This is a genomic window from Pseudomonas sp. 21LCFQ010 (genome assembly GCF_024129905.1).
Lineage (GTDB): Bacteria > Pseudomonadota > Gammaproteobacteria > Pseudomonadales > Pseudomonadaceae > Aquipseudomonas.
The window spans coordinates 173194-191958 of the sequence record NZ_JAMYDZ010000010.1; the positions used below are offsets into that span (position 1 = coordinate 173194).

Here is an 18765-nt window from a genome sequence, read left to right on the forward strand (position 1 = left end):
TTACTCCTTGCCAGCCAGGTCGACCACCCGGTTACTGCGATCCACCGGGCGGATTCGCTCACCTTCGCGCAGCACATGTACGCCAGCGGCCACCACCCAATCGGTGGCGCGCAGCCCTTCGAGCACCGGCACGGTTTCCTGGCCCCATGGCCCAAGCTGCACGGCAACACGTTTGAGGGTGCTGTCGGCCTCAACCCGCCAGACATAGCTGGCGCCCTGCTCGGCACTGACCGCTGACAACGGCACCGCCAACGCGACTGCATGCTCGTTGGCGACATAGACCCGCGCGCTCTGGCCCAGCTCGACCGGCACCTGACCGGCCTCGAAAGCAATGCGGGCAGCGAAGGTGCGCGAACGCGGATCGGCGGCTGGCGAGAGCTCGCGAACCCGCCCCGGCAGACGCCGGTCACGTTGGGTCCACAGTTCAACCGTAACCGGCTGACCGATCTTGAAACGGGCAAAATTCTGCTCCGGCAGGCTGATACTCACCTCCCGCTCACCATCGGCGGCCAGGGTGAAGACTGTCTGCCCGGCAGCGACCACCTGGCCAACTTCCACGCTACGCCTGGCAATCACGCCCTCTTGCGGCGCCCTCAATACGGTGTAGTCGGCCTGGTTATCGGCCACGGTAAGTTCCGCGCGTTGCTGCTTGAGGCGCGCCTCACCAGAGCGATAGAGGTTTTCGGCATTGTCGTATTGCGACTGGCTGACCATCTGCTTGCCCAGCAGGGTTTTGTAGCGGTCGCGCTCGGCGCGCACCAGTTGCAGGTTGGCCTCGGCCGCTGCCACTTGAGCACGCATCGCCTCGCGTTGCAGGCGTACATCCTGAGCATCGAGCTCAGCCAGCGGCTGGTTGGCCTTGACCCGCTGCCCCTCCTCGACCAGGCGGCGACTGACCTTGCCGCCGATTCTGAAGGCCAGCTCCGGCTCGAACCTGGCACGGACCTCACCGGGGTAGCTGTCCATGGAACGTGACGCAGGGAGGGGTTGCACCACCAGAGCCGGACGGACGGTAACTGGCGCAGCTGCTTCCTGACCACAAGCGGTCAGTAGCGTTACCAAGCCGATAGCGAGGATCGGAGACAGGATATGACGCGGCATGATGTAGGCAGATTCTTCCGTGAGTGTGGGCTTGGAATATTTGTACCGGCGAGTATATTAAAAAATACAAAACTCACCAGTACATTATTAGACCCAAAAATGCCTGATTTACCGTCCACACCTGGCCCTGGCCGTCCCAAGGATCTGGAAAAGCGCCGTGCCATCCTTGAGGCCGCGAAAAACCTGTTCATCCGGCATGGCTACACCGGCACCAGCATGGACAGCATCGCCAGCGATGCCGGGGTGTCCAAGCTCACCGTCTATAGCCATTTCACTGACAAAGAAACCTTGTTCATCGAGGCGGTGACCGCTTGCTGCGAAGAGCTGTTGCCTGATCCGTATTTCGAATTCAACGACAACTTGCCCGTGGCAGACATGCTGCTGACGATTGCCCGGGCCTTCGAGCACTTGATCAATAGCCCCGAATCCCTGCAATTGCACCGCTTGATGGCCACATTGGGGATTCAGGACCCGGTCCTGTCGCAGACCTTTTTCAAGGCGGGCCCGCAACGGGTGCTCGACGGCATGCAGCGTTTCATGATCCGTGCCGATCAGAGCGGGCAGTTGCAGATCCCGTCGCCGCACAGCGCGGCGGGGCACTTTCTCAGTCTGATCAAGGGCATCGACCACTTTCGCCTGCTGGTGGGCTGTTGCGCCGAGCGCGACCCGGCCAGTGTCGAGGCCCACGTGCAGGAGGTGGTGAAGCTGTTCGTCAGGGCTTATGCAAAACCGTAGCGACCGGGCGGCGCTACGCTTTAGCCGCGAAAGCCTTACCGTGTTTCGCTGCTAAAGCAGCTCCTACAAGCATCTCCTACAAATGCAAGCCTCAGGGTTTTAGCGCTTTCTTCGGATAGATGTCGTACCGGCTGGACTTGCCCTCCAGGGTATAGCCCGGCTTGGCACCTTCGATAGGCGGGGCCTTGCGCGGGCGTTTGACCACCACCCGATGGCTGGCCAGCGCCAGAGCGGCATGCAGCAGCGCCGGGGCATCGAGGTCGTCACCGACCAGCGGGCGGAACAGGCGCATTTCCTTTTTCACCAGCGCGCTCTTGTCGCGGTGCGGAAACATCGGGTCCAGGTAGATAACCTGCGGCGGCTCGCCCTGCCAGTTGCGAATCAGCTCGATGGAATTACCGCTCAGCAATTGCATGCGACGCAGGATTTCGCCCACCTCGGCGTCTTGCCGGCCACGGGCCAGACCGTCTTCGAGCAGTGCGGCGATGATCGGCTGACGCTCGATCAACTGCATTTCACAGCCCAGAGTAGCAAGTACGAAAGCGTCCTTGCCCAGCCCCGCCGTGGCATCCAGCACCCGTGGCCGCACACCGGGTTGCAGGCCCACCGCCTTGGCAATCATCTGCCCGCTGCCACCGCCGAACAAGCGTCGGTGCGCTGCCGCACCGTCGACGAAATCCACCCGCACCGCACCGGGCGCATCCTTGCCCAGTTGCTGCAACTGCAGGCCGTCGGCGCTGACCTGCAAGGCAAAGTCGGCCTGTTCGGCCTGCAACGCCAAACCGAGACGCTGCGCCCAGTAATGGGCTTGTTCCTGCCCGGCCGGGTCCAGGGCTTCGACCCGGATCACGCTGCCACCTGACTGCTCGCTCATGGCTTTACACACTCGAAAAATAAATTAATGATCGGCCAAAGCGGCCGATAACTTCGGTATCAGGCATTTTGCCAGAGCCAGAGTCAGTACTGATCGCCATGTCAGATAATGTTCAATCAATCGGGTACTTGTCGCACAGTGGCGACTTCAGCCTGCGCAACAACCGGGTCCTGGGGGATGTAACCCAGCTCTGGTCAGATGCGTTTGCCCGAGCAATGGCCGAACAGTCTGGCGATGACAAGGCGGTCACTACAACCGCTTTCCCTGAAATTCTGGATCAAAGCACGGGTGAGCCGATTGCTGGCGCCCAAACCCTGAGCAAAATCGTTGAACAGCGCGCCTGCCCGGTGACTGACACTCAAGTGCGTCCGCCTGAGCCGCTGTTTCTGCCGATTGCCGAATTTGAACTGGATCTGCTGCCACCGGCTGCCGAACCATTCAGTGCCATGGAACTGATCGAGCAGCAGCGTAACCTGGAGTTCGATACCGAGTGGGTTCGCCCGACGGTGTTCCATGCGTACGATGACAGTGGCAAGTCGCCAAGCGCCGCCCCACGACCTCGCCCGCTGCATTTGCCGATCGCCGAGCTGGAATGGGATCTGGCCGAGAAGCCGGCCGAGCCTTACGACCAAGCAACCCTGGTCAGTCAGCAGCGTGCACTGGACTTCGACAATGGCTGGGCACGGCCCCTGATTCTGCAAAACCTGCGTCAGGTCGCCTGACCGCCCCTGCGCTCCTGCTCTAAGCCAAGTACCCTGGACAGCGAACTACGGCTATGAATCTGGCCGCCTGATCAGCCGATTGATTATGCTGGTCAGGCCACGCATTAGTTCCCGCCGTTCGGAGCCCCCAATGTCTTTACGCGCCTTGCGCACGCTGGTCGCCATTGCCCAACACGGCTCCTTTGCCAGGGCCGCCGAGGCGGTGCATCTGACCCAGTCGGCAGTCAGCCTACATGTACGCGGCCTGGAAGAGGAATTCAATGCGCCGCTGTTCGACCGTGCGCGGCGTTTGCCGGTACTGACCGAAGCCGGCCATCTGGCGGTGGAGCGTGCCCGGGAAATCCTGGCCCTCTACGACAGCATCGCCGCCGAACTGGGTGATGGCAGCGAATTACGCGGGCGGCTGCGCATCGGCGCGATCCAGACCGCGCTGGCCGGTGTGCTGCCAGCAGCGCTGGCGGCGATGGGCGCCAGTCATCCGCACTTGCGGGTCAACGTCTCATCGGGGATGTCGGCCGAACTGGCGGGGCTGATCGACGCCGGTGATCTGGACGCCGCCATTACCACCGAGCCGGTCAAGCCTTACCCGCATGGCCTGGTCAGCACCACATTGTTCGAGGAGGGCTTCTGGATCATTGCCCCACCCTCAGCGCCAAGCCGCGATGCCAAACGCCTGTTGCAGAGTTATCCGTTTATCCGCTTCGACCGCCGCGCCTGGGCCGGGCGCACCATCGAACGCGAACTGCGTCGCCAGCGTTTGCGGGTCCAGACCAGCATGGAGCTGGACAGCCAGGACGCGATCATCCGCATGGTCGCCAAGGGTTTGGGAGTTGCCGTGATTCCGATCTCGGCGCATAACCTCACAGTCTTCGCTGAGCTGGTGTGCCTGCCGTTCGGCGAGCCGCAACGGATGCGTCGTGTGGTGCTGCTGGAGCGCGAAGACCGCCCCGCCGGGCGTCTGGCGGTGGCGCTGGCAGAGGCGGTGCGGGCACAGGCCATCGATCGGTCATTCGCAGGGCAGCCCAACCCATGAGAATTACTTGAGAAAGCCTCAAGTTAATATCGATTTTTCTTGCCTTTGGCTGCCGTTATCGTGACTCGACTCTCTGTGTTGAGGCACGCCATGACCACCGCCCTGATTCTGGCCCTGTTGCCCATCGCCTTACTGATTGCTCTGGGCGCCTGGCTGCGCCATCGGCAGTTTCTCAGCGAGGCCTTCTGGCCGCAGGCTGAACGCCTGGGCTATTACCTGCTGCTGCCGTCGCTGTTCCTGCACAGCCTGGCGACGGCACAACTCGATGAGGTGCCGGTACGCGAGATGGTCAGCGTTCTGGTGCTGTCAACGGTCGGGGTCGCCGTCGCGTTCGTCACGTTGCGCGGGCTGTTCAAGGTCGATGATGCAGCCTTCACCTCGCTGTTTCAGGGCGGTATCCGCTTTAATAACTATGTGGGAGTGTCGGCAGCGGCCGGCTTGTTCGGGAGCCACGGTATCGCCCTGGCAGCGGTGGCCAACGCGACCATCGTACCAACGGTGAATATTCTCTGCGTGCTGGTGTTTGCCCGCTACGGCAGTGCCGGGCGCTTGTCGCTCAAGGCCACACTCAAGCAACTGGCGCTCAATCCGTTGGTGCTGGCGTGCTTTCTCGGTATTTTCCTGCAGTGGGCTGAAATCCCCTTGGTCCCAGGCCTGGAGCCAGCACTCAAGGCGCTGGGCCAGGCTTCATTGCCGCTGGGACTGTTGTGTGTGGGGGCGGCGTTGAATTTCTCGACGGCGGGCAGTTGGCTGAAGCCAGTGGGCATGTCGTCACTGTCAAAATTCCTGGTGATGCCAGGGGTGACGCTGCTGGCCTGCCATGCACTGGGCTTGCGCGGTGAGGCGGCAATCGCAGCGATTATGTTCCAGAGCCTGCCGACCGCTTCGTCGTCTTACATCATGGCCCGGCAACTGGGTGGCGATGCTCCGTTGATGGCCGGGATCATTGCGATGCAGACGGTGATTGCCGCAGTGGCGTTGCCAGTGGTGGTAATTGGCTTGTCGGGCTGGATCTGATGCCGCCATGTTTTTTCAGGTATGAGCCTGCACCACCCACTTCACCTTCTCCAGCGCCTGACGCAGGGTCGTCAGGTCCACCGAGCCCAACGCCAGGCGCAGGGCGTGAGGCACATGGCCGGATACGGCAAACGGCTCAGCGGTGCAAACCGCTACCTGCTCGCGCTTGAGCGCTGCGGTGATGAGGTCGGCGCGGGCGTCCTCGTGCCAGCTCCGTAAGATCTAGCAGAAAAAGGCTAAAGACCCATTCAATACAGTGGAATTTGAGAAGTGGCATATTCCTTCAGGCACCAGTCGTGGCGAGCAGGTGAACTGGAAAGCCTTGAGTGAGGTGCCAGGTGTTCAACGAAACGGGGCAGAGAAGCGAATGAAAATGGCTAATTCCAGCCGGCAGGTTTGCACATACCATCTGTGTACTGGCCCATGAGTTCAGTCTAGCAGTGCTGCACCTACAACACTGCTATGAGGAGAGCCGGCCCCCCTACCTACTGCTCCGACTGCGGGTTGTAAGCGGTGTCATTACTTGCCAACCGGCCCGCCTGGCAAGGCTGAAATAGATCCAACTTGTCGCGATAGACCGAGGTTTGTACATCCATCAGGCCAAGAACGGAATGGAAAAGATTGTCATGAGACAACGCCACATCTGTACGCTTCGCTATACAAGACTGGGAAATGCCTCGCTTCTCTGCCAACTGTCGAGACAGCCACAGAACCATCGGCACCTGTGTTTGCTCCGCTGGTGCCATAGCATAAGGTAAGCCGTGCAGGTATACGCCCTTTTCGCCAAGTGATTCGCCGTGGTCGGAAACGTAAAGCATTGCGGTATCGAACCTACTGTCGTTGCTCTTCAACATATCGATCACCAAGCCCAGCACGTGGTCGGTGTATAACAAGGTGTTGTCGTAGGCGTTGCGGATTGCCTCGTCTTCACACTGGTCAAGCTGGTTGTCACGGCACACCGGGGTGAAGCGTTCGAAAGCGGCGGGGTAGCGCTTGTAGTAAGAAGGGCCATGGCTACCTTTCATGTGCAGCACTACCACGGTGTTGCCTGTACTCTGGTCGAAGTAGTTTTGCAGGCCGGAAAGCAAAACTTCGTCGAAGCACCCACTGGTTCCACAAAGCGCAGCGAGATTGGCATGAGACATGTCCTGGCTGGGCACGCGATCACAGGCGCCCTTGCAACCGGAGTTGTTGTCGCGCCACAGCACGTCGACACCGGCCCGTTGCAGTACATCAAGCAGGCCTTCGCGGTGGTCGCCATACTGGTCCTTCCAGTCCTTGCGGCCCAGATCCTGAAACATGCAGGGTACTGATACTGCCGTAGAGGTGCCACAGGAACTGACATCACGCAAGCTCAGTACCTGCCGGCGTGCAAGTTCGGGGTTGGTCTCGCGCTCGTAGCCATTGAGTGAGAAGTTCATCGCCCTGGCTGTCTCACCAACAACAAGCACCAGGAGCTTGCGACGTCCGTCGGCGCTCGTGTCGCCCCGCTGCTGAGCATCAAGGCCAACCTGGATGAAAGCCTTGGGCTTGGCCAGGCTGCCTTTGGCATAGCGGTGCACAGCGCCCAGCACATTTGACGGCACAAGGATCAGACGCACTTCGCGGTTATTGCGCAGCAGCGAAGCGTAGGACTGGTACTGGGTCGCCAGGATGACCCCTACCATCGCCAGCACCGCCGCCATGCTGCCTATGCGCCACAAGGCTTGCCGCTGCCAGCGTGGGCGATGCAGCGGCAAGCGGTAAAGCACCGCAATAGGCAGCACCGCCGTTGCCAGCAGCCAGACCAGCATGCCGGTACTGAGCAGGTCACGGGCCTCGGCGACGTCGGTTTGCAGCATATTCGTCATCATCGACGCGTCGATGACAATCCCATAACGGGAGATGAAGTAACTGGCGGCCGACGCCACCACCAGCAGTAGCGCCAGCATCGGCCGCAGCAAACGGCCCCAGCAAAGCACCCAAAGAATAACGAAGTGCCAGGCCAGCACGAACAACGGCAGGCTGATCAGGAACAACGGATTACCGTTGTTGAAACCATCGATGGCCCTCCAGACCTTCGACCAGAACGCCGCGTTGACCCCCACGGTCATCCATAATGCCACCAGTAAAATGATCCCAAGTGGGTTGATGCCTTTCCTTTCCCCGCTAACTGCCGGGGAAGTTACCGCTTCCTTGTTCATTGACCTACCGCTCCACAATCAGGTTGGCAAACACGTTCTAGTTATGTAATGGAAACTGCGATGACGTATGGGTGCGTGGCATTTGTTGATCAGCACCGCTCCCCAGGGGATCACTGGCAGCGCTCCCGTCAACGAAACGGAGCCTGGGTTGCCGAGATGCGTGCGGCTCAGCGGCTGGTTGCGGACGTAACCCACCAACCAGAGGAACACCCACGTCACTATCGATGCCATGAACAACATGAGAAGCCGTAATCGATAGGTGAACATAGAGTCAGGCATGACCTGGACTCCGCGCACAGGTAGGCGTGACCATCCCTTTAATGCCCAAGATGAAAAGTGTCAGGAAATCATGCTGCGCAAATTGAGGGATAGCCGGAGGCTGCCCGGCAGCATTTAACGCGCAGGGGTATGGAGCATTCATGAGCAGACGTTCCTTATCTGGGTCGTGATAGGTGCTCGTGACTCTAGCAGCCCTGCTCCAGACCGCCAGCGCGTAGGCGCATATTCATAGGGGCTAGCACAGGCATACCGACCAACCACTAACGCTGGCTGCATGAGTGAATGCCGACCTCGAGTTGCCCGCCTGAGCGTTGCACCAAAGTCTGTAAGATGAACAGCCCCAGTCCCAAACCCGGCACTTGGTGGCCCTACCCTGCGATAGAATCGGTCCAATACTCGCGCCCATTCCTCGGGCGCCATGCCGCGCTGACTACCACACCCACCGCTTGGTGGGTTAGGGTTGATGGTCTTCTCGACCAGATCTTGGCATTGTCAGCGAGTGTGTAATCTGGCGGTGGGACGAGCCATCGTGATGCTGCTGATTTGATCTTTGCCTAGACTGGTTTAATTGACTGCGCTGTCTGAATTTTACACAAACGATGATTTTACGAGTGGTTTTCAGATTCTGTACATGAGCGAATAAAAATCAGCTGCCCGTGATCAAAATAGCATCAGCGCCGACACAAAAAGATATGTGATTAGGTCTGGTACGTTTTTTTCATATTCGCCACACAAATATTCAACATGCTCCTTGTGATCATCACCCCTGTTAGCCCCCATTACCTTCAGCCTGCACCATCCACTAATACGTCAGAACCATGAAATGAATAAGCTACCTCAAATCACACTCGCGTTTTGGATTATGAAAATTTGCGCCACCACACTGGGTGAAACGGCTGGCGATTTATTATCAATGACCTTGAACGTTGGTTATGCCCTAAGCTCACTTATACTCATAAGTTTGTTTGTGGCAACTTTGTTTACGCAGCTTGCCAGCAGGCAACATCACCCAGCACTTTATTGGACCGTCATTCTATCTACCAGTACTGCTGGCACCACAATGTCCGACTTCATGGATCGTACGCTAGGCCTTGGTTACGCGACGGGTTCCGCAATTTTGATCGCCGTGTTGTTGGCGATCTTCTCAGTCTGGTACTGGAGCGAGAAGTCATTATCGGTGGATCGTATTAGCTCATTGAAAGCGGAATGCTTTTACTGGTTTGCAATTCTGTTTTCCAACACGCTCGGTACGGCTCTAGGCGATTTCCTCGCTGATGATTCGGGGTTAGGTTTCATGGGTGGCGCATTGCTCGTGGGCAGCGCTATCGCCGTAGTGGCAGTCCTGCACTACACAACGCGAATATCCTCTGTCGCTTTATTCTGGATCGCTTTTGTACTTACTCGCCCGTTTGGTGCGACGCTGGGAGATGTGCTGACCAAACCCTACTCAAAAGGTGGTCTAGACTTCGGCACTGTTGGTTCTTCAGCGGTACTACTGGGTATCCTGCTCGCTATGGTTTTGGCTGCGACGATTTATAACCAGAGGAAATCGCTTGCTTATAATCGGGTCACTGACCGTTGACGACGTGATGATATCGCACGATTCAGGGGGCCCAATCAGATCCGGCTTTTTCGACACCCGCACAACTCAGTGTCATCAGGGGCTGGCTCATTCTACAGGGTGTTTAGATACTCTCGAAAACTTGTAGAACAGATTCGGCTCGCTGACCACGTAAAGGTTGCCATCTCGGTCCATGGTCAGCCCTTCCGGCTGTGGAGCGCTGTTTTTTAGACCAGAAAACCCCGCTGTTAACGATTTCATGCTGATAAACCTTCCGTTACCGTCCAGCTCCGTGATTGAGCGAGATTGATCGCTGAGCAGCAGCAGGTGTCCGGTAACCGGATCATAGTAACCATCCGAAAGATCACGTGAAGCAACACTCTCAGTCACCCATTCCAGTCGGTCGATGACCTTTATCTGCAATCGACCCTGATCAATTGACCGCAAGACGCCAGATACTTCGAATAGCTGGCGCGGATCACGCTCCTTGATCGCAAACAGACGGTCGTTATCAGGGTCATAGGTCACGCCTTCAAAGCCCTTGTTATGACTACTGGGATTGATCACTAACGCGATGTACTGAGCCTCCTCGACCTGAATGGGGCGAGCTTGCGCTGGTAATGTGATGATGTCGAGCTGCTGGAGCTGTTCGTCGCAAAGCGCCACACGGCCATTACCCAGGTAAGCCAACCCTTCGGTGTCATCAAAACCGATCAGTGGATAGCGCTCCAGAACATCTCCGTTCATATCCAGCGCCAGCAGCTGCATAGGCCCCTTATTGGTCACGGCTAGCAGGCGATGGTGGTCGTAGTCGTAAGCTATCCCGGAGATATTGGACACATCCGGGCCGATTGGCTTGGCGTCGACAACCACATGAAAGCCCGGCAGCCAGATGTTTTTCTCGGGTGTCTCGTTGCCTTTGAGCCAGATGCGCCCGTACTGATAGATCTGCTGATGAAGCTGAAAGTGCGTCGACACAGCGGATGCCATCAACAACACGCCCACTGCACTTGTGACGAATAGTATCTGCGCAAATGATACTCGTCGCCGATGAAGGCTCGACGAACCCAGCCGCGTTGTTTTCATCTTCTCCAGAAGCATGGCTTCAGGCACTCCCTGCTTGGTTTCCGACTGGGCTGTGTGTCATTGAACATTTTGCTTCCAGGCGAAACGATAAACTTCCAGAGGGTGTTCAGACCGGCATAAGCCGTTGTCAGCTTGGGCATTGACCACGAACCAGTCCGCTCTGGACGTCTGCCCCAAGGCATGGGCTTTTTCAGGCAGGAAACAGTTTGCCAACAGTCCGTCAGGAACCAGCGCAAAGGTGCCAGGGTGCTCTCGTAGCCAGCTGGCAGCCTGCTCGGCCGCCAATTCGCGGGCAAAGCCAAAGTGCACAATGGGTTGACGGGCATAGAGCCAGTGGCCCTCACGCCAATTGACCAATACCAGATCGGCTCCTTGGGTGACGTTAGCGGCCTGTTGCATCAGGTCTTTGTGGGGGTTATCACCTTCAATGACAGGCTCGATGAAACCTCTTGCAAACCACAGACCCAGCCATACAACAACCACTATCGGTAAGAATCGCGCAGCCCGCGCGCGCTTTTGAAACCAGCGTCGCACAAGCCATGGCACCAGTGGGGCAGCCACCAGAACCAGGCCAGGCAGGGCCGGGAAGATATAGAGCTTACGCTTGCCACTGGAAAGGCTGAAAAACAGCAGGACCAGCAAGACCCAGCCGAGCAGTACCAGTACTCGGCCGTCCTGCTTGCTCAATTGCCTTCGCCAAGCCGGGATCAGCCAAGGTAGTGCGAATACCAGCGGGAGCCAGTACTGAGGGATGACGTTGACAAAGAAATACCAGATAGGCTCACGGTGGTGCCAAGCGTTGGCGTAGCGATTGGCCGTCTGGTGCAGAAGTATTTCGTGTATATAAGCAAAGCCTTCCGGCCCACCGTCACGCACGACCGAAATCACCATCGGCACCAGCCAGGTACAGCACGCAAGTAATACGACCAGTAGACCCAGTGTCCAGCGTGCGGCCTGACCAGGCATTTTCACCACACCGTGCCAGCCTTTACGAACGGCGTAGGCATAGGGGATCAGCATTAATGCCGGTACAAAACCCACGCCTTTGCTGATGATTCCGAGGCCCATCGCTGCGCAACTGAAATAAAACCAGCCCCAGGCCGGTCCAAGCAACAGATGGCGAGTCAGTCCGTAGAAGCCCAGCGCGATCCATAAGCAAAGGAAACTGTCGATCTGACCGGTCCGCAGGATACTGTAGGTTTGATAGGTGGCCAGGAACAGCAAGGCGGCGTATCGACCGATACGTCGGTTCCAGAGACGGCTCCCCAGGTCGTAGAGAACGGCAGTTGTTGCACCTGCCGAGAACAGGCCTGGCAGGTAGAGGGCAATGTTCGGGCTACCGGTCAGCCAGATAAAGAATGCGACTGCCCACATGAACAATGGCGGTTTATCAGCATAGATCTCGGCCGCCCTGTGAGGGACAAACCATGACCCGTTCTGTAGCATCTCCAGAGCGACGCCCAGAAAGCGTTCTTCATCCACGTTCTGCGGTTGACGCAAGCCTAGACCGGCCCCGACCAGCAAGACTGCCAGCGCGACCAGCAGCCATCCTTCGAGGCGAGGCGAAAAGGGAGTTCGCAACGTCATTACTCCTTAGGTGTCTTGGCCTGCTGGCTGATCAACTGAAGGTTGCGCATGTACACGACCAGACCAAAGGCTTGACCTGCTATGAACACCGGGTCTTCTCGGTAAATGGCGTAGACCAACAAGATTGAGCTGCCAAGCATGCTCAGGTACCAGAAACCCACTGGAATGACGCTGCGCTTCTTGAATTCGCTGTACAGCCATTGGAGGACGAAACGGCCGGTAAAGACGGCCTGCCCTACAAAACCGAGGATCAGCCAGAGGGTTTCGTTATCTGGTTTCATGGGCGCTGCTCCTGTGCCGAGGCATTCAGGCGGGTGCGGCGGATCAGCCACCAGACACCGAGCAGATCAAGAACACCGACCAGCGCACGGTCCAGATTGCCGTACTTGGAGACACCCGCCCGACGGTAACGGTGATTGACGGGGTGGACGACCATCCGGCCGTTGTGTCGTTGAATCAGCGCAGGAATGAAGCGGTGCATATGGTCGAAGTAAGGCAGGCGCAAAAAGGCAGCTCGTTCGATCAGCTTCAAGCCGCAGCCAGTGTCTGGTGTGGCGTCTTTGAGCAGCCGGCTGCGCAGGCCGTTCGCGAATCGCGAGGCCCAACGTTTGCTGGCCGTGTCACGACGATTCACCCGATGCCCCGCGACCAGATGGAGAGGATCCGACCGCCCTTGATGAGCACGCACCAGCGACAGCATCCCCGGAATGTCGGCAGGATCGTTTTGGCCATCACCGTCCAGCGTTGCCAGCCAGTTACCCTCAGCCGCCAAAGCGGCGTGATAAATCGATGTGCTTTGACCGAGAGACTGCTCATGGCGCAGGATGCGCAGCTCATTGAGGCCGCTTTCCTTGAGAGCCGTCAGCACTTGTAAGGTGTGATCGGTGCTGCCGTCGTCAACAACCAGGATCTCGTAGTGTTCTCCAACAAGCGCTGTGCTGATTTCGTTTAGCAGAGTGGGGAGGTTTTCAGCTTCATTCTTGGCCGGAATCACGACGGAAAGAAAAATGGGCGTGGTCATGGATGTCCTTGTTAAAGAGAAGGCAGACGAGGCCCGGATTGATAATGCTTCCGATACCAGGCAACGAATGCGCTGACGCCGGTGTCGACGGATACCTGCGGCTGAAAATCGATCCATTGGTTCAAGGCAGTAACGTCAGCCCAGGTTTGCAGTACATCCCCGGCTTGTAGGGGGAGATAGCGACGCTTGGCGCATATGCCCAGCGCTTTCTCAAGGCAATCGACAAACTCCAGCAGTTTGACGGGCTGACCGCGACCGATATTGAAGAGCTGGTGGGGCGGTTCGCCCCCCAGTGATTCAGGCGGGCGCAGACGCAGACGTAAAATGCTTTCTACAATGTCGTCGATGTAAGTGAAGTCTCGCGCCATTTCGCCGTGGTTGTAGATATCCACAGGCTCTTCGCAAAGCATGGCCTGGGTAAACTTGAACAGCGCCATGTCTGGCCGCCCCCAAGGCCCGTAAACCGTGAAAAAACGCAGGCCGGTAGCTCGTAATCCGTACAAGTGCGAGTAGCTGTAGGCGGTTAGTTCATTCGCTCGTTTTGTAGCGGCATACAAAGAGAGCGGCCTGTCAGCGGCATCTTCTATCCGGAACGGCATCTGCGTACTGGCCCCGTAGACCGAACTGCTGGATGCGTAAATCAGGTGTGCTGGGCGGTGATGGCGGCAGGCCTCAAGCACATTGGTAAAACCGACCAGATTGGACTGGACATAGGCATTGGGTTGCTCCAGGGAATAGCGCACACCGGCCTGGGCCGCGAGGTGAATGACTTGTTCGAAGCCATGTCGCTCGAACAACGCGCACAGCCCCTCTGCGTTGGTAATGTCTAACCTGTTGAAGTTGAAACCAGGCATGCCCTGAAGCAGGGCCAGCCGTGACTGTTTCAGCTCGACGCTGTAGTAATCGTTGAGGTTATCGATGCCGACGACTTCAACCCCGAGTTCACACAGGCGCTTGGCCACGTGAAAACCAATGAATCCGGCTGCGCCGGTCACGAGCACCGTCATGGCTGGATCCTCTGGCCACGCCCAATACCGTAGTATTCAAACCCCGCTTCACGCAATTGCGCAGGATCAAACAGGTTTCGGCCATCGAAAACCACCCGATCACGCAGTGCCTTGCCGAGTTGATCCAGATTCAGAACGCGGTAGTCCTGCCACTCCGTGACCACCACCAACGCATCTGCCCCCTCAAGCGCCTGTTCCTTACAGTGAACCAGCTTCATATCATCACGCTCGCCATAATGGTGCTTTATGGCTTGCATCGCCTGCGGGTCATGAGCCTGTACCTGGGCGCCCGCTGCCCATAGTGCTTCAAGCAAGACGTGGCTGGAGGCTTCGCGGATATCGTCGGTTTCGGGTTTGAAAGACAGTCCCCAGACAGCAAATACCTTACCCGTGAGTTCACCTTGGTACTGAGTAAACACTTTCTCAAACAGGCGATGCTTTTGACGGCGGTTGACCTGTTCCACTGCGTTGAGCAAGGACGTCTCGACACCGTGTTCCTCGGCTGTACCGATCAAAGCCCGGAGGTCCTTGGGAAAGCACGAACCGCCAAAACCGCAGCCAGGGTAGATGAAGTCATAGCCAATGCGCGAATCGGACCCGATGCCCAGACGAACCTGCTCAATATCAGCATCAACCTGCTCAGCCAGATTGGCCATTTCATTGATGAAGGAGATCTTGGTCGCGAGCAAGCAGTTGGCCGCGTACTTGGTCAATTCAGCGCTCCGTGCATCCATGACCACAAATTTCTCGCGGTTACGGCTGAACGGTTGATACAGCTCACGCATGAGTTCCAGCGCAGACTGGCTGGCACCACCGACGATGATCCGGTCCGGACGCAGACAATCACTGACCGCGGAACCTTCCTTGAAAAACTCCGGGTTACTGATCACTTCGAAACCCTCATCGCGTCGCGGGCTGGCAGCGATCTCCGCGAGCAGGCGATCCACAGTCCCGACTGGCGAAGTAGATTTGTTGATAATGATTCGAGCACCGTTGGCGTGCTTCAGCACAGAGTGCAGCACAGCAAACACCTGACTCAGATCCGCCTTGCCGTCTGCTTGCGGCGGTGTACCGACAGCAATGAATACCACCTCAGCAAAGCGGCTGGCTTCAGCAGCGTCCGTGGTGAAGTGCAATCGCTGACAGTCCAATCCATTTCGCAAGAGGTCTTCAAGACCAGGCTCAAAGATCGGGCATATGCTTGCACGTAGCGCTTCGATGCGTTTTTCGTCTACATCCACGCAGCAAACGGTGTGACCCACTTTCGCGAGGCAGGCGGCTTGTGTCAGTCCGACATAACCAGTTCCGAACACTGTCACTTTCATGAGCTACTCCCTCTGCTCCACGAATCGATGAGCCTAGTTTGTTTTCTGGTGCCCGACGGGGCGCTGGACACATAGCGCAAGAAAAATGTCATGAATTTGTTAAGGAACGATGACTGCGCTTGTCACATAAGGCCGATTATCAGAGCACTTGTTGACTTGGAGGTGGATTATCAGTTGCGCCGTCAGGGCATCTCTGAAAACTGGCTACGTTGTGATCGCTGCGTTAAAAACAGGCTCGGACTGCTCATTTACCACTCGTAAAGTCGGACGCGCCCCCGCTCGCTTCCTCGTCTGTTTTTGCCTCGTGCTCACTGTCTCGCCGACGTTTTAGAGGCACCCGTTAGTTCCAGAGCTCTCGGGCGAAATGAGCCGCATCTGACAACCGCCAGACGCTGGTCTTATCATTCTGAGATGGTCCAACTATTCCGCACTTGTCCCTGGGCTTTGATGAAGACAGTGACTCAGAGACTCGGATGTCAGGTTTGGGCTATTACTGAGGACCCGTGCTCAGTGTGATCCGGCTGTCAGCGCGATGACTAAGCCGAACACACCCGAGCATATCCTCAGATTTTCCTATACTCACGTTGTTGCGTCGCAACGCTGTCCGGACCAAAGCGTGTGTATAGCCAAACTATCGTTCGTCCCACGCCAGCTTTTAAACAAAACGTTGACGAAATTTTGGCAATCGCAGCCTCAACATCTACACCAGCAGCCTCCTCCAATCCACAGTCTTGAAAAAATCTGCTCCCTACGGGCAGGACGAAAATAAAGAAAGGATTCGCAAATGTTTAAAATGCGTCACTCTCCTCTGCGCCTGTTAGCGCTGATCAGCGGCATTTGGCTGGTCATTTTCCTGGTTACCCGACTGGCGCTGATAGTTGGCCATCTCGATGAACCCGTTGGTGGCTATGCTTCGGTCTTCGCCAAAGGCTTGCTGTATGACTTGAGCTTCCTCACCTATGCCATGTTCCCGTTAGGGCTTTACGCCCTGTTGTGCCCCCCCGTGTTATGGCGCTCAACGTGGCACAAGTGCGTTCTGCAAGGGCTGGTATTCATCATCTTTTTCGTCATGTTGTTCACAGCAGTGGCGGAATGGCTATTCTGGGATGAGTTTGGAGTGCGCTTCAACTTCATCGCGGTGGATTACCTCGTGTATTCGGACGAGGTATTGAACAACCTGCTGGAGTCCTACCCCATGGGCACCTTGCTGACAGCACTAGGGGCTTCTGCGATGGCGCTCAGTTGGGCGTTACGTAAAACACTATGGAAGATTCTCGATGCCCCCTTGCCTGGTTGGCGCACTCGCGTTGTGGCAGTGGCTTCGTTGTGTCTGCTGATGGGGGCAAGCCTGATGCTGATCGATCAGGATACGCCACGTGGCCGAGGTGGAAATACCTATAACAACGAACTGGCAAGTAACGGGCCCTATCAGTTTTTTGCAGCCTTTCGCAACAATGAACTGGATTACGAGCAATTTTTCGCGAGCCTCCCGGCTGATCAGATTGGCCCCCGTATTCGCGACGAGTTACGTGAGCCAAATGTCGTGTTCACGGGTACCGACCCTATGGACATCCGTCGTAAAATCACGCGCCAAGGGCCGGTAAAAAAGCTGAATATCGTGCTGGTGACGATTGAAAGTTTAAGCGCCAAATACATGGGCAGTAATGGGGATGCTCGTAATCTGACGCCCAATCTCGATGAGCTGCGTAAACAAAGTCTGTACTTCAGTAATTTTTATGCAACTGGCACCCGGACAGATCGGGGCCTAGAAGCCATCACCCTCTCCATACCACCGACCCCCGGCCGTTCGATCGTAAAACGCATAGGTCGCGAAGCCGGGTTTGCGAGCCTTGGACAGCAACTCTCTGCCGTGGGCTATGACAGCGTATTTGTCTATGGCGGCCGTGGCTACTTCGACAATATGAATGCGTTTTTTAGTGGAAATGGCTATCGAGTGGTGGATCAGAGCAGCGTTGCCGAATCGGATATCCATTTCAAAAATGCATGGGGTATGGCTGATGAAGACCTCTACAAGCAAACGCTCAAGCTGGCAGACGCAAACTTCGCCGCCGGCAAGCCCTTTCTACTTCAGTTGATGACTACGTCAAATCATCGCCCATACACTTACCCTGACAACAGAATCGACATCAAATCAGGTAAGGGCCGTGACGGCGCCGTGAAGTATACGGATTACGCCATCGGGCAGTTCTTGCTTGCCGCTAGAGAGAAGCCGTGGTTCGACAACACGATCTTCGTCTTTGTCGCAGACCATACCGCCGGCAGTGCGGGTAAGGAGGATTTGCCTGTGGCGAATTACCAGATCCCGCTTTTTATCTATGCTCCAAAAATCGTGATCCCAAAAGATGATGCTCAGTTGGCGAGTCAAATTGATTTGGCGCCGACCCTGCTAGGGCTACTCAATATGAGCTACGAATCAACGTTCTTTGGGAGGGATCTGCAACTTGCGCCAACACTGCCCCCCCGTGCAGTACTGGGTAACTATCAGCATTTGGGACTCTTTGATGGACAGAATCTCGCTATCCTAAGCCCACGTAATGGACTACGACGTCACGACGACACGTTAGGTGCAAGTCTTGAAAAGGTCTCTCAAAGTACAGATCCGCTGATTGCTCGGGCGATTACCTATTACCAGGCAGCAAGCCACGGTTTCAAAAGTCACCTGCTAATGTGGACTAATGAGTCTGTAAGCAAGAGATAGCAATCTGTTGTGGCTGACGCAGAATTGACTCAGTGGCGGATCCCACGCTGACCCAGGACTATTCAGTAAATACCTTGCTCTAGTAATCAGAAGGTAGAAGTCTGAATCAGTGAAACGTCGTCAACAGGGTCAATTTTGCGCTGTTCATAACACTATATGGATACACAAAAAAATCCAGGATTTCTCAGAACACGTTAGCCTCTGGCGTGCAGAAGGTAGCCATCAGGAGTATTTACCAACCATAAAGGCCGGCACATATTGCACAAGTAGCAGTCGGCAGGCTTTTCGGCCTGGCGCTGGCCGCCTGGCTGCTGGGCGAGCACGTCAGCCTGGGCATGCTCGGGGTGAGCCTGGCGGTCATCCTCTGCGTCGCGGCGGCAAAACGATTGTATGCGATCCATAAACCCCACCTGCCCAACGATGGGTTAACGGTTTACTGTGGCATTTCTGGCGAGCAGTTCCACGGTAGCAGAGCTTCGTAGTCTGCTACTGACGAGGCGTGCGGCAGCCGCTCG

15 protein-coding genes and 2 pseudogenes are annotated in these 18765 nt (G+C 56.8%); 7 read left to right on the plus strand and 10 right to left on the minus strand.

The features are described from left to right. Positions 1 to 1101, minus strand: a complete 1101-nt coding sequence (locus NJC38_RS14275; protein ID WP_045488629.1) for an efflux RND transporter periplasmic adaptor subunit — start codon at positions 1099 to 1101, stop codon at positions 1 to 3. Positions 1102 to 1200: 99 nt separating this feature from the next. Here NJC38_RS14275 and NJC38_RS14280 point away from each other — a divergent pair, with 99 nt between their 5' ends. Continuing rightward, complete coding sequence (locus NJC38_RS14280; protein WP_253115227.1) at positions 1201 to 1836, plus strand: TetR/AcrR family transcriptional regulator; 636 nt, start codon at positions 1201 to 1203, stop codon at positions 1834 to 1836. A 91-nt stretch (positions 1837 to 1927) separates the two neighbouring features. Here NJC38_RS14280 and NJC38_RS14285 read toward each other — a convergent pair whose 3' ends face one another. Further along, positions 1928 to 2710, minus strand: coding sequence for a class I SAM-dependent methyltransferase (locus NJC38_RS14285; protein WP_253115228.1), 783 nt, complete (start codon positions 2708 to 2710; stop codon positions 1928 to 1930). Between the two features lie 98 nt (positions 2711 to 2808). Between NJC38_RS14285 and NJC38_RS14290 the strand changes: the two genes are divergently transcribed. The 3 genes from NJC38_RS14290 to NJC38_RS14300 all read left to right on the plus strand — a co-directional run bounded on the left by NJC38_RS14290 (position 2809) and on the right by NJC38_RS14300 (position 5482). Beyond that, a complete protein-coding gene (locus tag NJC38_RS14290) occupies positions 2809 to 3432 on the plus strand; it encodes a hypothetical protein (protein WP_045488623.1) in 624 nt (207 codons plus the stop codon). Between the two features lie 130 nt (positions 3433 to 3562). Further along, entirely contained in the window at positions 3563 to 4465 is a 903-nt protein-coding gene (locus NJC38_RS14295; RefSeq protein WP_045488621.1) for a LysR substrate-binding domain-containing protein, read from the plus strand. A 90-nt stretch (positions 4466 to 4555) separates the two neighbouring features. Further along, entirely contained in the window at positions 4556 to 5482 is a 927-nt protein-coding gene (locus NJC38_RS14300; protein WP_253115229.1) for an AEC family transporter, read from the plus strand. Positions 5483 to 5497: 15 nt separating this feature from the next. Here the strand turns inward: NJC38_RS14300 and NJC38_RS14305 are convergent. Further along, positions 5498 to 5686, minus strand: a pseudogene (locus NJC38_RS14305) (PLP-dependent aminotransferase family protein); the annotation flags it as partial. Positions 5687 to 5967: 281 nt separating this feature from the next. Continuing rightward, the gene (locus NJC38_RS14310) at positions 5968 to 7665 is read right to left on the minus strand and encodes a phosphoethanolamine--lipid A transferase (protein WP_253115230.1); all 1698 of its coding nucleotides are present in this window, start codon (positions 7663 to 7665) and stop codon (positions 5968 to 5970) included. A 1102-nt stretch (positions 7666 to 8767) separates the two neighbouring features. On the opposite strand from NJC38_RS14310, the gene NJC38_RS14315 reads away from it, so the two are divergent. Then, positions 8768 to 9526 (plus strand): hypothetical protein, encoded by a 759-nt coding sequence (locus tag NJC38_RS14315; protein ID WP_253115231.1) that lies wholly within the window; start codon positions 8768 to 8770, stop codon positions 9524 to 9526. 87 nt (positions 9527 to 9613) lie between these two features. Here NJC38_RS14315 and NJC38_RS14320 read toward each other — a convergent pair whose 3' ends face one another. The 6 genes from NJC38_RS14320 to NJC38_RS14345 are packed head-to-tail and all read right to left on the minus strand — an operon-like array spanning position 9614 to position 15531. Next, positions 9614 to 10606 carry an SdiA-regulated domain-containing protein gene (locus NJC38_RS14320; protein ID WP_253115232.1) on the minus strand — a complete coding sequence of 331 codons (993 nt, stop codon included), beginning with the start codon at positions 10604 to 10606 and terminating at the stop codon, positions 9614 to 9616. A 42-nt stretch (positions 10607 to 10648) separates the two neighbouring features. After that, positions 10649 to 12178, minus strand: a complete 1530-nt coding sequence (locus NJC38_RS14325; protein WP_253115233.1) for a glycosyltransferase family 39 protein — start codon at positions 12176 to 12178, stop codon at positions 10649 to 10651. Beyond that, positions 12178 to 12459 (minus strand): lipid-A-disaccharide synthase N-terminal domain-containing protein, encoded by a 282-nt coding sequence (locus NJC38_RS14330; protein WP_045484948.1) that lies wholly within the window; start codon positions 12457 to 12459, stop codon positions 12178 to 12180. The genes NJC38_RS14325 and NJC38_RS14330 overlap by 1 nt, the downstream gene beginning before the upstream one ends. Next, positions 12456 to 13199, minus strand: coding sequence for a glycosyltransferase family 2 protein (locus NJC38_RS14335; RefSeq protein ID WP_253115234.1), 744 nt, complete (start codon positions 13197 to 13199; stop codon positions 12456 to 12458). Before NJC38_RS14335 ends, NJC38_RS14330 begins: the two co-directional genes overlap by 4 nt. A gap of 11 nt (positions 13200 to 13210) precedes the next feature. Next, positions 13211 to 14206, minus strand: a complete 996-nt coding sequence (locus NJC38_RS14340; RefSeq protein WP_253115235.1) for an NAD-dependent epimerase/dehydratase family protein — start codon at positions 14204 to 14206, stop codon at positions 13211 to 13213. After that, positions 14203 to 15531, minus strand: coding sequence for a UDP-glucose/GDP-mannose dehydrogenase family protein (locus NJC38_RS14345; RefSeq protein WP_253115236.1), 1329 nt, complete (start codon positions 15529 to 15531; stop codon positions 14203 to 14205). The genes NJC38_RS14340 and NJC38_RS14345 overlap by 4 nt, the downstream gene beginning before the upstream one ends. Before the next feature lie 784 nt (positions 15532 to 16315). On the opposite strand from NJC38_RS14345, the gene NJC38_RS14350 reads away from it, so the two are divergent. Further along, the gene (locus tag NJC38_RS14350) at positions 16316 to 18250 is read left to right on the plus strand and encodes an LTA synthase family protein (RefSeq protein WP_253115237.1); all 1935 of its coding nucleotides are present in this window, start codon (positions 16316 to 16318) and stop codon (positions 18248 to 18250) included. 284 nt (positions 18251 to 18534) lie between these two features. After that, positions 18535 to 18636: pseudogene (locus NJC38_RS14355) on the plus strand (EamA/RhaT family transporter); the annotation flags it as partial. Positions 18637 to 18765 lie beyond the last annotated feature (129 nt).